Origin of the sequence: Streptomyces sp. DSM 40750, assembly GCF_024612035.1 — a bacterium.
Taxonomy (GTDB): Bacteria; Actinomycetota; Actinomycetes; order Streptomycetales; family Streptomycetaceae; genus Streptomyces.
In genome coordinates, this window is record NZ_CP102513.1 from 1589352 (window position 1) to 1601832 (window position 12481).

Annotated in this window: 12 protein-coding genes; 3 read left to right on the plus strand and 9 right to left on the minus strand. The window is 71.7% G+C overall.

The genetic code is table 11. From position 1 onward, the window contains the following. Positions 1 to 41: 41 nt before the first annotated feature. From JIX55_RS07240 to JIX55_RS07250, 3 genes are read right to left on the minus strand one after another with little or no spacing between them, the layout of a single operon-like run. Positions 42 to 731, minus strand: coding sequence for an ABC transporter permease (locus tag JIX55_RS07240; RefSeq protein ID WP_257562431.1), 690 nt, complete (start codon positions 729 to 731; stop codon positions 42 to 44). Further along, complete coding sequence (locus JIX55_RS07245; RefSeq protein WP_257562432.1) at positions 728 to 1393, minus strand: ABC transporter permease; 666 nt, start codon at positions 1391 to 1393, stop codon at positions 728 to 730. The genes JIX55_RS07240 and JIX55_RS07245 overlap by 4 nt, the downstream gene beginning before the upstream one ends. Beyond that, the gene (locus JIX55_RS07250) at positions 1390 to 2529 is read right to left on the minus strand and encodes an ABC transporter ATP-binding protein (RefSeq protein ID WP_257562433.1); all 1140 of its coding nucleotides are present in this window, start codon (positions 2527 to 2529) and stop codon (positions 1390 to 1392) included. The genes JIX55_RS07245 and JIX55_RS07250 overlap by 4 nt, the downstream gene beginning before the upstream one ends. A gap of 1010 nt (positions 2530 to 3539) precedes the next feature. On the opposite strand from JIX55_RS07250, the gene JIX55_RS07260 reads away from it, so the two are divergent. Beyond that, complete coding sequence (locus tag JIX55_RS07260) at positions 3540 to 4445, plus strand: amidohydrolase (RefSeq protein ID WP_257569247.1); 906 nt, start codon at positions 3540 to 3542, stop codon at positions 4443 to 4445. A 34-nt stretch (positions 4446 to 4479) separates the two neighbouring features. On the opposite strand, the gene JIX55_RS07265 is transcribed toward JIX55_RS07260, so the two are convergent. From JIX55_RS07265 to JIX55_RS07280, 4 genes are all read right to left on the minus strand, one after another. Beyond that, a complete protein-coding gene (locus JIX55_RS07265) occupies positions 4480 to 4617 on the minus strand; it encodes a hypothetical protein (RefSeq protein ID WP_257562435.1) in 138 nt (45 codons plus the stop codon). 125 nt (positions 4618 to 4742) lie between these two features. After that, complete coding sequence (locus tag JIX55_RS07270) at positions 4743 to 6179, minus strand: cytochrome P450 (protein ID WP_257562436.1); 1437 nt, start codon at positions 6177 to 6179, stop codon at positions 4743 to 4745. A gap of 230 nt (positions 6180 to 6409) precedes the next feature. After that, positions 6410 to 7030 (minus strand): phosphoribosylanthranilate isomerase, encoded by a 621-nt coding sequence (locus JIX55_RS07275; protein ID WP_257562437.1) that lies wholly within the window; start codon positions 7028 to 7030, stop codon positions 6410 to 6412. Positions 7031 to 7098: 68 nt separating this feature from the next. After that, a complete protein-coding gene (locus tag JIX55_RS07280) occupies positions 7099 to 8343 on the minus strand; it encodes a PucR family transcriptional regulator (RefSeq protein WP_257562438.1) in 1245 nt (414 codons plus the stop codon). Between the two features lie 360 nt (positions 8344 to 8703). Here JIX55_RS07280 and JIX55_RS07285 point away from each other — a divergent pair, with 360 nt between their 5' ends. Further along, positions 8704 to 9573: a DUF4394 domain-containing protein gene (locus tag JIX55_RS07285; protein WP_257569248.1), complete on the plus strand. Its 870-nt coding sequence runs from the start codon at positions 8704 to 8706 to the stop codon at positions 9571 to 9573. Between the two features lie 64 nt (positions 9574 to 9637). On the opposite strand, the gene JIX55_RS07290 is transcribed toward JIX55_RS07285, so the two are convergent. Both JIX55_RS07290 and JIX55_RS07295 read right to left on the minus strand, forming a co-directional pair. Then, positions 9638 to 11023, minus strand: coding sequence for an LCP family protein (locus tag JIX55_RS07290; RefSeq protein WP_443046389.1), 1386 nt, complete (start codon positions 11021 to 11023; stop codon positions 9638 to 9640). 143 nt (positions 11024 to 11166) lie between these two features. Further along, entirely contained in the window at positions 11167 to 11553 is a 387-nt protein-coding gene (locus JIX55_RS07295) for a BlaI/MecI/CopY family transcriptional regulator (RefSeq protein ID WP_257562440.1), read from the minus strand. Between the two features lie 298 nt (positions 11554 to 11851). On the opposite strand from JIX55_RS07295, the gene JIX55_RS07300 reads away from it, so the two are divergent. Then, positions 11852 to 12403, plus strand: a complete 552-nt coding sequence (locus JIX55_RS07300; RefSeq protein ID WP_257562441.1) for an ion channel — start codon at positions 11852 to 11854, stop codon at positions 12401 to 12403. The last annotated feature ends 78 nt before the right edge of the window (positions 12404 to 12481 follow it).

Here is a 12481-nt window from a genome sequence, read left to right on the forward strand (position 1 = left end):
TCTCGGAGCCCGGGGGCTCGAAAAATTCGGCTAGTAGAAATTCAGGACTTCGACGCCGAGACCCTCAGGCCCGGCGAGACGACGACACGCCGCAGCGCGGTGAACACGACCTGGACGACGAGCGCGAGCACGACGACGACGGTGGAGCCGCCGATGACCAGCTCGTAGTCGTTGCGGGAGAGTCCGTCGACGATGTAGCGGCCCAGTCCGCCGAGGCCGGGGTAGGCGGCGACGGTCGCGGTGGCCACCACCTGGATCGCGGCGACCCGCAGTCCGAGCAGGATCAGCGGCAGCGCCATCGGCACCTCCACCCGGATCAGGATCTCCCACTCGGTCATACCGACCCCGCGTGCGGCGTCCCGGGTGGCGGGGTCCACGCCCCGCACTCCCTCGAAGGTGTTGATGAGGATCGGCGGGACCGCGAGCGCGGTCAGGGCGACCAGCACGGGCGCGGTGCTGAGCCCGGCGAGGGTGACGACGAGGACGACCAGACCGAAGGTGGGGATGGCGCGGGCGAGGTTCGCCACGGTCGCCACGGCGAACGCGCCACGGCCGGTGTGCCCGACGAGCAGCCCGAACGTCAGCCCGATGAGGGCGGCGAACAGCAGGGACAGCCCGCTGTAGGTGAGGTGCTCCAGGAGCCGCTGCGGGATGCCCTCGTCGCCGTGCCACTGGGCCGAGGACGTCAGCCAGTCCCCCACGAGCTCCATCTGGTTCAGGAAATCGTTCATGCCGCCGTCACCTTGCTCCGGGACCACGGGGTGAGCAGCCGCTGCGCCAGGACCAGCAACGCGTCGGTGGTGAGCGCGAGCAGCATGATCAGCACGATCGCGGTGACGATCGGGGTGGGGAAGTCGAGTTGGAGGCCGCGGGTGATGTAGTAGCCGAGGCCGCCCTGGCCGATCAGCTGTCCCACGGCGACGAGGCTGATGGACGAGACGGCGGCGACGCGTACACCGGCGATGACCACGGGGACGGCGATCGGCAGTTCGACCTGGACGACCCGGCGTACGGCGCCGAAGCCCATCGCGGTGGCCGCGAGCCGGACCGGTTCGGGGACCGAGGCGAGGCCGTCGACGACGTTGGGCACCAACACCGACAGCGTGTAGAGCGTCAGTGGGATCATCACCGTCTGTTCGGTCAGTCCGGTGTAGCGGACGAAGATCATGAACAGGGCGAGTGACGGGATCGAGTACAGGATGTTGGACACGGTCAGCACCGGCGGGTAGAGCCAGCGCCAACGGTGGCACGCGACACCGAGCGGCACGGAGATGATCAGTCCGAACAGCACCGGGAGCAGGCCGAGTCTGAGGTGGATGCCGGTGTAGTCGGCGAGTTCGGCGGTGTGGTCGGCTATCCACTGCCACCGGACCAGCGGCTCGTCGTCACTCATCGGTCACCGCCGCCCGAGGTGTCGGCGGTCACCTTGTCGCCGGTCGGTGCTTCCTCGGCCGCCCCGGCGGACAGCTCGTACGCGTCCGCGACGCCGACGACCGCGCCCTGTGCGTCGACGCCGACCGCGAGGCGGGCGGGTGACAGGAGGGCCGAGTCGAGGGCGGCCCGCGCCGAGTCGCCGACGAGGCTGAAGGTGTGGCCGAGCGGGGTCAGCGGCGCGTCCACGAGGGTTCCGCCGTCCGGCAGTTCGGCGACCGGGGTCCAGCCGAGCGGTCGCCGGGCGTCGTCGACGACCAGCACCCAGGGCTCGTTCACCGCCCGGGCCTCGGCCACGGGCGAGGTGGCCGGGAGCACCGGGCCGTCGCGCAGCGGCAGTTCGGCCGCGTTGACGAAGGAGAGCCGGCGGATGCCCCGGTCCTGCCCGACGAAGTCGGCCACGAAGTCGTCGGCGGGACTGGCGAGCAGTCGCTCGGGGGTGTCGAACTGGGCGAGCTTGCCGCCGGTGCGGAACACGGCGATGTTGTCGCCGAGTTTGATCGCCTCGTCGATGTCATGGGTGACGAACACGATCGTCTTGTGCAGCTCCTTCTGCAGCCGGATGAACTCGGCCTGCAGCTCCGCCCGCACGATCGGGTCGACCGCGCTGAACGGCTCGTCCATCAGCAGCACCGGCGGGTCGGCGCCCAGCGCCCTGGCCACCCCGACGCGCTGCTGCTGCCCGCCGGAGAGCTGGCTCGGGTAGCGCTTGGCCATCTCGGCGGGCAGGCCCACGAGTTCGAGCAGTTCCGCCGCCCGGGCCCGCGCCTTCTTCTTGTTCCAGCCGAGCAGCAGCGGAACGGTGGCTATGTTGTCCAGGATCGTCCGGTGCGGAAACAGCCCGGCGTGCTGGATCACATAGCCGATGCCGCGGCGCAGTTCGGGGGCGTTCACCTCCCGGATGTCCCGGCCGCGCAGGCTCACCGTGCCGTCGGTCGGCTCCACCATGCGGTTGATCATGCGCAGGGTGGTGGTCTTGCCGCAGCCGGAAGGACCGACCAGGACCGTGATGCCACCCTCGGCCAGCTCCAGGGACAGTTCGTCCACCGCTGTCGTGCCGTTCGGATATTTTTTGCTCACCGCGTCGAATCTGATCAAGACTGCCCCTTACCCGACTGCATATCGCCATTCAGAGTCGTTGGTGACTGAATGAGAGTCAATGGAATTCTGTGAACGGCACGTTACGTTCACACTAAGCCGGACCGGAGATGCCCCGGCCGCCCTCGGCCCGAAGGACGGGCATGTGCTGTGCGGCGCGAGCCCGTTGGCGGCCGTGCAGGGTGCCCTCACCCTGCACGAGGCGGCCGCCGTGCTCACACGGCGCAGGCGTCACGGCGCCAACCTACGAGGGCTTCCCGGCGAACACGAACCCGAGCGACGCGCCGGTGCTGAGCCTGCGCCCCACCCCCGGTCAGTCCCCCGCGGCCGGCGAGCTGCCGGCCCTGCTGGACGGCGGCGAGCTGACCGACCCCCGGACCGCGCGGCGCGTCCAGGACCCCTCGGCCTCCGCCGCGCGGCCCACGCGCACGGGACCGCGTACGCCTCGCTGGACTTCGCCGCCGCCGCGCCGGCCCCCGAGCCGAACGGCCGCGGCGACAACCCGGTGGTGCCGGCCGGGCACCGGCTCGTCGACCCCTTCGCCGGCGGACTGTCCGCGAATCTCTCGCCGTACGGCCCGGAGCGTTCGGGCTGCGTGCCGCTGACCAGGACGGCCGAGGCGCTCGTCGGTCGAGATCCACATGCTGTCCCGGTGTCCACCGACCCCTGGCACGGCACGGCACGGCTTCGCGGCCGCCGTCGAGGACGACTCGACCGACGCGGCGCCCCGGGCCCGGCAGCCGGCGACGCCGCTCGCCCGGCTGCGGCAACCGCTCGCCGTGAAGGCCGTGGTCGCCGCGCGGGCGGCGGATCTTGCGGCACCGGGCACACTGGGGCGGGGACCGGAGTTCCCGCGGCGCGCGATCCGGGAAGTTGTTCCCCGCCTGGACGACGACCGGCCGTGCGGGGTGGACGTGGAGACGGTGAGCCGCGACATCCTGGGGTCGGACGACGTCCGGGCACCCTGCGCGCCCGGACCGGGAAGCGTCGGCCTTCGTGGGAGGAGCGTCATGACCAACTGCGACGTACACCAGCATCTGTGGACCCCCTCGCTGGTGACGGCCCTGCGGTCACGCCGCGAGCCACCCTTCCTCGACGGCTGGACCCTGTTCCTGGACGGCGAGCCGCCCTACGAGATCCCGCCCGCCGACCACGACATCGCCCGCCGTACGGAACTCGCCGCCACCGACGGCCTCGGCCGGGCCCTCGTCTCGCTGTCCTCCCCGATCGGCGTGGAGTGGCTGCCCGCGATCGAGGCCCGCCCCCTGCTCGACGCGTACCACGAGGGCTCGGCCGCGCTTCCCGAGCCGTTCGGCGCCTGGGCCGCCGCCTGCGTACGGGACGTCGACGCGAAGGCGACCGCCCAGGACCTCGACGCGGGCTTCGTCGGCCTCCAGATCCCCGCCAACGCCCTTGCCGACGCGGCCGGTTACACGCGCTGCGCCCCGCTGCTCGATCTGCTCGAAGAGCGCGACCTGCCGCTGTTCGTCCACCCGGGGCCCGCGCCCGGCGGGGCCGAGGGGCCCGGCTGGTGGCCCGCCATGGTCCCCTACGTCCAACAGATGCACTCCGCCTGGTTCGCCTTCCGCGCCTTCGGCCGGCCGCGCCACCCCAAGCTGCGGGTCTGCTTCGCCCTGCTGGCCGGGCTCGCCCCGCTCCACGGGGAGCGCTTCGCCGCCCGGAGCGCCGGGAGCGACGCCGGCACGGACCCGGACGTCTTCGTCGAGACCTCCTCCTACGGCCCTACCGCCGTCGAAGCCGTCGTCCGCGCCCTCGGCGTGAGCGCCGTCGTCCAGGGCTCGGACCGCCCCTACGCCGAGCCACCCCAACAGCCCGGTTTCGGCCTGGGCGGCGCGGCGGCGTACGCCTTCCGCATCACCAATCCCCGGCGGCTGCTCACGGGGAAGGCCGACTGAGGCCGACGGGGCTCACCGGGAAGGCCGACGGGGCTCACTCGCCCGCCACCCACCCCCGCACGACCCTGGCGAACTCCTCCGGCAGCTGCTCGGGAACGGGCACGTGCCCGCCGGACAGGACCCGCGTCTCACGGCCGAGGGCCGTGGTGAGGTGTCCGGGCGCGGCCGACACCGTCGGCCGGTCCGTCCTGGGGCGCCGCCCAGGGGCGTGTCGACATGGCCTGCTCGGGGCAGGCGGACTCGCAGGCGCCGCCGTCGACGCCCTCGGCCGAGTCGACGTGGGGCCCGCACCCGCCCTCAGCGGCCGGGGCGGATCAGCCCCGTCAGATAGCGCCACAGCGAGGAGCGCTGCCGGGCGGACGGGTCCGGTGTCACCCGTTCCTCGGCCTCCGCCCCGTTCGGCCCCGTCGCCGGGCCGTCCGTCGCCGGGCCGTCCGCCGGTGGCCGCTCGGCCGTCGGCGCGAGTTCGTACCGTACGGGCAGCGAGCGCAGGCCCCGCATGAAGGGCGAGGAACGCCAGGGCAGTTGGTCGACGGGGAGGGCGAGGTCGAGGTGGGAGAAGCGCTCGAACAGCCGGCCCACTCCGACGGCGGCGACCGTCGAGGCGAGTTCGCGTGCCGGGCACTGGCGGGGGCCCGCACCCCACGAGAGGTGGGCCCGGGTGCTGACCGTGGTGCTCGGCGCCACGTGGTCGGCGAAGAGCGGATCGGCGTGCGCCGCGGCGGAGGAGACCCAGACCGGGTCGCCCGCGCGGATCAGGTAGTTGCCCAGCGGGGTGTCCCTGGCCGCGAACCTCGGCACGAAGTTCACCAGGGGCGGCTTCCGCATGACGACCCGGTTCATGGCCTCCCGGACCATCCCGGCGGAGAGGCTGGCCCGCACGCTGTCCTCGCCCGAGAGGACCTCGACGACCGTGTTGGAGATGAGGATGCCGACGTGGTCGGACGTCATGCCGAGCAGCATGAACAGTTCGCGGGCCAGTTCGTCGAGCGAGAGGTCGGGGTGGGCGGCCAGCAGGTAGGAGGGGAAGTCCTCACCGGGCTCCTTCAGCTTCAGCTTCCCCAGTTCCGCGAGCGCGCCCAGCAGCCGCTCCAGGGCGGGCCCCGCGTCCGGGCCCGCGTCCAGTACCCGCCACATGTCCATCAGGGCGTCGTCGCCCTGGGAACCGGGGAAGCCGAGGAGATGGCTGGCCACCATCAGCGGCAACGGCCGGGAGAACTGGGCGGACAGGTCCGCCAGCCCCGTGCCGCCCGCCTGTCCCATCAGGGTGATCAGTTCGTCGGCGTAGGCGGTGACGGCCGTCTTCAGCCGCTTGGCCTGGGGGTTGCGCGGGTCCTGGAACGGCCTGAGCGCCAGGTCCCACGCGGTTCGCAGCGTGCGGTAGCCGGGGCCGCCCTGGATCAGGACGTGGTTGACCTCCAGGGACGGACCGAGCGGCCAGTCGGCCGGGACCCGGCCCTCCGTGCGGGCCCGCCAGTTCTCCAGCCCCTTGGGCCAGCCGTCGTCGTCCTGGAGGACCTGGAGCGCCTCGCGGTAGCCCAGCACCAGCCAGGCGGGTACGCCCAGCAGATCCACCGGCGCCACCGCGCCGTGCCGCTGCCTCAGCCGCTCGTACACCAGTGAGGGACGCGTCTCGTAGTCCCGGGTCAGCAGCGGTTCGGGAGACATCGCCTCCAGACCCGTGTCGTCCAGCTCCACGGACACGCCCTCGCCCGACTGGGTTTCCCTCACCATGCCGCCCCTCCGACACTCCCCGTACCGGCCCACCTTCAGCCGGTGACCGGAAACGTGGGGACCCTACCCCAGGGTCACATCGGGGGGAACGGCGGGCGTCACTACTCACGGCTCCGGTCCCCGGCTCACAGCCGTGAACCTGCCCGGCAGCACGCTCCACGGCCGCCCGTAGGCGGCCGGCCTCGGGATCACCGCCGGCCGCACCGCGCGGCCGCCTCGGCGGCGGTCGGTCAGCCGGCGGCGCGGGCCGCCTCGACGAACTCCGCGATGAGGGCGGGGTCCTTGACGCCTCGGCTCTGTTCCACGCCGCTGGAGACATCGACGCCCCAGGGGCGGGTGGCGGCGACGGCGCCGCGCACGTTCTCCGGCGTGAGACCCCCGGCGAGGAGCCACCTCTCTCCGTCGGCGGCCAGCGGCCTGCCGGACCAGTCCCAGGCGATGCCCGAGCCGGGGACGGGCGAGTCGAGGAGGAGCATGTCCTCGCCGAACTCCCCGCAGCGCGGCACGGAATCACCGAACGCCGCGGCGCGGATCAGGGTCCAGCCGCCGGTCGCCAGGTCGTCGTAGTAGGCGCGGTCCTCGGGGCCGTGCAGTTGGACGGCCCGGATTCCCGAGTCGGTGGCCAGGGACCGTACGTCGTCGAGGGGCTCCTCGCGGAAGACGCCGACCGTCAGGACGTGCTCCGGTACGCGGCGGCTCAGCCGTGCGGCCGTGGCGGCGTCGATACGGCGCGGGCTGGCCGAGAAGACGAAGCCGATGGCGTCGGCGCCCGCCTCGACGGCGGTGTCGACGTCCTGCTCGGTCTTCAGACCGCAGATCTTGATGAAGAGGGAGTCACTGGAGTTGCTCACCGCCCCAGCCTGCCGTATCGGCGGCGGAGACGGGAGGGCGGTCACCCGGTCCGGCGCGCCCGACGCGTTCAGCGCCACGCTCCCGACAGGCGCCGGGTGACGACCGCGCTGAGGATGCGCACGCCCCGGGTCGAGCCCGGGTCGATGCCGGTGAGTTCCCGCACCCGGCGGAGGCGGTAGTCGAGGGTGCGGGTGTGGACGTTGAGGGCGGTCGCGGTGGCGCCGCGGTGCATGTCGTGGCGGTAGTACGCGTCGAGGGTGACGAGCAGGTCCGGACCCGAGTCCAGCCGGCGGGCCACCGCGCTCAGCCAGTCGTCGACGAACGGCACGTCCGCGACGGCCAGTTCGACGAACACGTCCGCCAGGGTGTGCGGCCGCACCCGGGCGTCCGCCCGGCGCAGCGGGGCCGCTCGGCTGATCCGCCGGGCCCTGTCCAGGGCATCGGCCAGCCCGGACAGCGGGGCGGTGGCGGTACCGACGGCGCAGGGCCGGCCGAGGGCGCGGGCGAAGTCCCGGACGAGATCGGGCAAGTGGTCGGGGGTGAGATCGGGCAAGAGGTCGGGAACGGTGTGCGGCGGTACGTTTTCCGCTTCCGCGGCGCCGGCATTCAGGGGAGCCAGGGCGATCAGCTCACCGCTTCCGTCTCCGTTGTCCGGGCCCCACATGACCGGCACCTGGTGGCTCTTCACCAGCGTCTCGATCTCGTTTTCCAGGAAACGATCGACGGCGGGCAGGTCCGGCAGCCGGAACACCGTCACCGCGCAGTAATCGGGCAGTTCCATGTCGACGGCCGCGGCGAGTTCCGCCGCTATCGGATCGCCGTTCAGCAATGACCGGGCCAGCAGGGCGACCTGCTCGGCATACGGCATTCGGCGGCGCAGTACGCGGACGAATCCCTGGCGGTAGGCGCCGATGCCGCGTTCGCCCTGCGGGGCGAACCAGGTCATCATGCGCATGAGTTCGTCGACACCGCCGCCGCGCTGGGCCTCGGTCGCCTCGTTGATCTCACGCAGCATGAGCGCGGTGTGCACACGCAGCACTCGCTGCCGCGCGTCGAGGGACATTCCGGCCCCGGCCCGCAGCTCCCCCATCGACGCGATGTAGCCGAGGTCGTCGCCGGTCAACTCGCTGTTGTCCGGCGACAGTTCGACGGTACGACGCCGGAGCCACATCGCGTGTTCCAACGTCTCGGCCCGGGCCCGGGGGTCCTTGTCCAGGAACCCGAACTCCGGGATCTCACGCTCGTACGTCTCGACCTCGCGGCGGGCGTTGGTCGACGCCTGCCGGGCCAGTTCGGCGAAGAGGCTCCCCATGGACGCGAGCATGTCATTCCGGACGAACCGGCCGACAGACGAGATCCGGACGGCGTTCATCACTCCGCATAAATCGGCGTCAACCCTGCCGAGCAGGCTTTTGTCACAGTGCGCAAAATTCCCGGATCGGGGCGTTCCCGTCACCACTTCCGCTTGTGGAGGAGCTGTGAAACGGCCTTAATGAGAACCGCGTACACGCCCGTTGGGGGAACACGGCGGCACATCATTCCGGCGCGGCTCCGGCATGGTCCGGAAATCAGTGCGGGCGGAAGTACGGGAATTCTCAGACATGCGCCCCACAATGGCGCTCGCTCAAACGGGAGGGAAACTCCGATGAAAGCGGACAAGAGAAAGAGAATCATGGCGGCGGTCGCGGTCATGGCCACGTCGACGGCGCTCATGCTCGGCACTCCGGGCACCGGTTCGGCCGCCCCCGCCGCCACCCCCAGCCTGCGCGCCTACGGGATCACCGGTGACGGCACCCTGATGGCCGCGTTCTGGACCGACCGGCCGGACGTGCTCAACTGGGTCAGGGCCGTCACCGGCCTCAGCGGCGACACGGGCCTGATCGGCATCGACTTCCGGGTGCAGAACGGCCTGATGTACGGCGTGGGCAACAAGGGCGGCATCTACACGATCAAGATCCCGACGGGCACCCAGGACGTCGTGGTCACCAAGGTGTCACAGCTCCAGTACGCGCTGAACGGCACGAACTTCGGCGTCGACTTCAACCCGGCGGCCGACCGGCTGCGCGTGATCAGCGACAACGGCCAGAACCTGCGGCACAACCTGAATGACCACACGACCATCCAGGACCTGAACCTCACCACCCCGCCGATCGAGGGCACGACCAAGGGCGTCTCCGCCGCCGCCTACACGAACAACGACCTCGACGGGACCACGGCGACCACCCTGTTCGACATCAACACGACCAGCGACCAGGTCGTCATCCAGGCCCCAGCCAACAACGGCACGCTCTCCGCGACCGGCAACCTCGGCATCGATGCCCAGATCAACGCCGGCATGGACATCTTCAGCACCCTGAGCGGCGGCAAGACGGTCGACAACGCCGCCTTCGCCACCCTCACCGCCTCCGGCGCCGGCACGCCCTCCCTCTACAGCGTCAACGTCTTCACCGGGCAGACCACCCTCGTGAACGTGAACGAGCCCGCCAAGGCCAAGTTCCCCCTGAACATCACGGACGTGGCCATCTCCCTCACCGGCAGCTGACCCCGTAGAACCCACCCTCGCCGCGAAGGAGGCGGAGGACTGACGGGCCCGCAGGCCCGTCAGGTCAGCGCAGTTCCTCCAGGTCGAGGTCCGACCCCACGACCAGGGTCACCACGCCTGCGGCGTCCGCGGACCGGGTGGCCCTGGTGCCGGGCAGGCGCGAGGTGAGGACCTTCGCCTGCTTGGCGAGGTCCGCCGGGTACGTGACCGTGGTCTCGTCGGTGTTCTCGGGCGCGTTGCCCGTGCCGACGACGGTGAAGCCGGCCTCGCGCAGCTTCTCGGCGACATCGGCGGCGCGCCCGGTGACCCCGGTGCCGTTGAGGACCTGGACCCGTACGGCGGACGCGTAGACCAGGTCGTTCTTGGCCTGTGCCTGCAGCCGCTTCTTGTCGACCTCCTTGTCCTTGGCGAGGGAGGTGAAGAGGTCGGCGGCCTGCGGGTACTGCCAGACGATGTTGGCCTTGTCGGTGGGGACGTCGGCCTCGCGGGGGTAGTTGGGGACGGTCAGGAAGGTCAGCCGGTCGCTCGGGATGCCCTTGAGCTCGGAGGCGAGGTCGTAGAGGGGGTCGATGCCGGCGAGGTCCTCGTCCGTGGTCAGGGACTTGGTGGCGGACTGCAGGAAGTCGTAGAGCGACGTGGGGCTGGTCAGCTTGGACTTGGCCTTGGCGGCCAGGGCCTCCATGAACTCCTGCTGGCGTCCGATGCGTCCGATGTCGGAGCCGTCGCCGACGGCGTAGCGGGTCCGTACGTAGCCGAGCGCCGTCTCGCCCTTGACGGTCTGGCAGCCCGCCTCCATGTCCAGGTGGGCCTTGTCGTCCTTGATGGCCTGCTCGGGGCAGACCTCGATACCTTCCAGAGCGTCGACCATCCCCTTGAAGCCCTGGAAGTCGACCGACATGAAGCTGTCTATGCGCAGGCCGGTGTTGGCCTCGACCGTCCTGATCGAGCAGGCGGCGGCCCCGGCGACCTCGCCGCTCGCACCGCCGATCGCGAACGCCTCGTTGATCTTCGCCAGGTGCGGACCGGAGGTGCTGCCGTCGCCCTTGTCGCACGCCGATATCTCGACCCAGGAGTCACGCGGGAACGACACCACGGTGGCCCATTCGCGGTTCGCCGGGACGTGCAGCACCATCAGCGTGTCCGACTGCATGGTGGTCAGGCCGTCGCCGCCGTACTTCGCGTTGGCCCCGTCGCGGCTGTCCGAACCGACGACCATGATGTTCTTCGAACCCGGGCTGAGATTGGCCGGGCGGTCGCCGCCGAGCTTGCCGTCGACATCGGCACCCGTGATGTTGTTGTCGAGGTCCTTGTAGACCCAGGCGCCCACACCTCCGACACCGAGGACGAGCAGGGCCGCGCCGCCCGCGAACCAGCTCACCGTCCGGCCCCGCCGCGTCAGCCGCGTCCCCCCGCCACCGGCACCCGCGCGCCGCCTTCCCGTACCACTCACCGGCCTCCCCCGCCTCGGCCGCACCCGGCCGGTCGACTGCCCCCTGCGCGTCCGGCACTGGTGATCACCGGACCCGCAGGACTCTACATCCATGTAGATATACGTACAGGCGTCCGACTCGTCTCACCCCGCCCGGGCAGGCTTCAGCCGCCCCCTTCGCTCCTCGTCCCACTCAGCAGCTCACGCACCAGTCGCTCGTCGTCCGGCTCCAGCGAGGTGACGAAACTGGCCAGCACCGCCTCGCGGTCGCTCTCGCCGTCGAGCACCCTGCGCATCCGGTGCGCGGCCAGGCCCGCCTGATCCGAGGCGGGGGTCCACACGAAGGCGCGGCCGGCGCGCTCCCGGGTCACCGCGCCCTTGGCCAGCAGCCGGGTCAGGATCGTGATCACGGTCGTATAGGCGAGGTCCCCGCCCAGCCGCTCCTGCACCCACCCGGCGCGCTCCGGGCCGTCCGCCTCACGCAGCGCGGCCAGGACGAGGGCTTCCAGCTCCCCCTGCCCCCGCCGCCGGGGACGCTGCTGGTCCGTCACGCCCTGCCTCCTTCGCGCCGCCCCGACCTCACGGGCGGCCCATCGTATAGACGCCCGACCTGGCCACACCGATGGCCACACCCCGACCTCTACAGAATCGTAGAAGGCGGGGTGCTCAAAGAGCCCGCCCAGGAGGCCGGGGTGACCCCCGCCGGGCCGCCCGTCGCTCCGGGAGCCGCCCCGTAGGACCGCGTCGCCGGATCACCCCCTGCGGGTGATCCCCCGGCGCGGCAGGAGCGATGAGGTGGGTGTCCGGGGAACACCCCGGCGTACGGCGGAACGGACGAAGAGACCCGAGATGAACGATCCAGCGGCGGACCGGACGGAGCCGGCACGGCCCGGGCGGCGTGCGGTGGTCTTCGCCGTCGCGCGGGCCGTGTGCGTCGCGGCGGGCCTGGTCACCGCGTACTACCTGCTGCCCCTGGACAGGCCCGGCTCGTACGGCGCGTCGGCCGTGCTCGCGTGCGGCCTGGTGGCGGTCGTCCTGGTGTTCCTGTGGGAGGTGCGGGCCATCGTGCGCTCGCCCTGGCCCCGGCTGAAGGCCGTCGAGGCGCTGGCCGCCACGGTGGCGCTCTATCTGGTGCTCTTCGCCGGCGTGTACTACCTGCTGGAGCGGTCCACACCGGGCTCCTTCAGCGAACCGCTGACCAGGACGGACGCCCTGTACTTCACCCTGACCACGTTCACCACCGTCGGGTTCGGCGACATCTCCGCCCGCTCCCAGCCGGGGCGGGTGGTGACGATGCTTCAGATGCTCGGCGGGCTGCTGCTCGTGGGGGTCGCGGCACGCGTGCTCGCCGGCGCGGTCAAGGCGGGGCTGCGGCGGCGGGGCCGGGAGCCACCGGAGTAGGACACCCGGCCGGAACGCCGCGGAGACGGAGCCGGGCCGGGCAACCTGGCGGGCGGCCGACCGGAGGCCTGGACAGCC

Coding starts and splice junctions, on each gene's coding strand:
- JIX55_RS07240 (WP_257562431.1), bottom strand. CDS start 731: ATGAACGATTTCCTGAACCAGATGGAGCTCGTGGGGGACTGGCTGACG.
- JIX55_RS07245 (WP_257562432.1), bottom strand. CDS start 1,393: ATGAGTGACGACGAGCCGCTGGTCCGGTGGCAGTGGATAGCCGACCAC.
- JIX55_RS07260 (WP_257569247.1), top strand. CDS start 3,540: ATGACCAACTGCGACGTACACCAGCATCTGTGGACCCCCTCGCTGGTG.
- JIX55_RS07270 (WP_257562436.1), bottom strand. CDS start 6,179: ATGGTGAGGGAAACCCAGTCGGGCGAGGGCGTGTCCGTGGAGCTGGAC.
- JIX55_RS07280 (WP_257562438.1), bottom strand. CDS start 8,343: ATGGGGAGCCTCTTCGCCGAACTGGCCCGGCAGGCGTCGACCAACGCC.
- JIX55_RS07285 (WP_257569248.1), top strand. CDS start 8,704: ATGGCGGCGGTCGCGGTCATGGCCACGTCGACGGCGCTCATGCTCGGC.
- JIX55_RS07300 (WP_257562441.1), top strand. CDS start 11,852: ATGAACGATCCAGCGGCGGACCGGACGGAGCCGGCACGGCCCGGGCGG.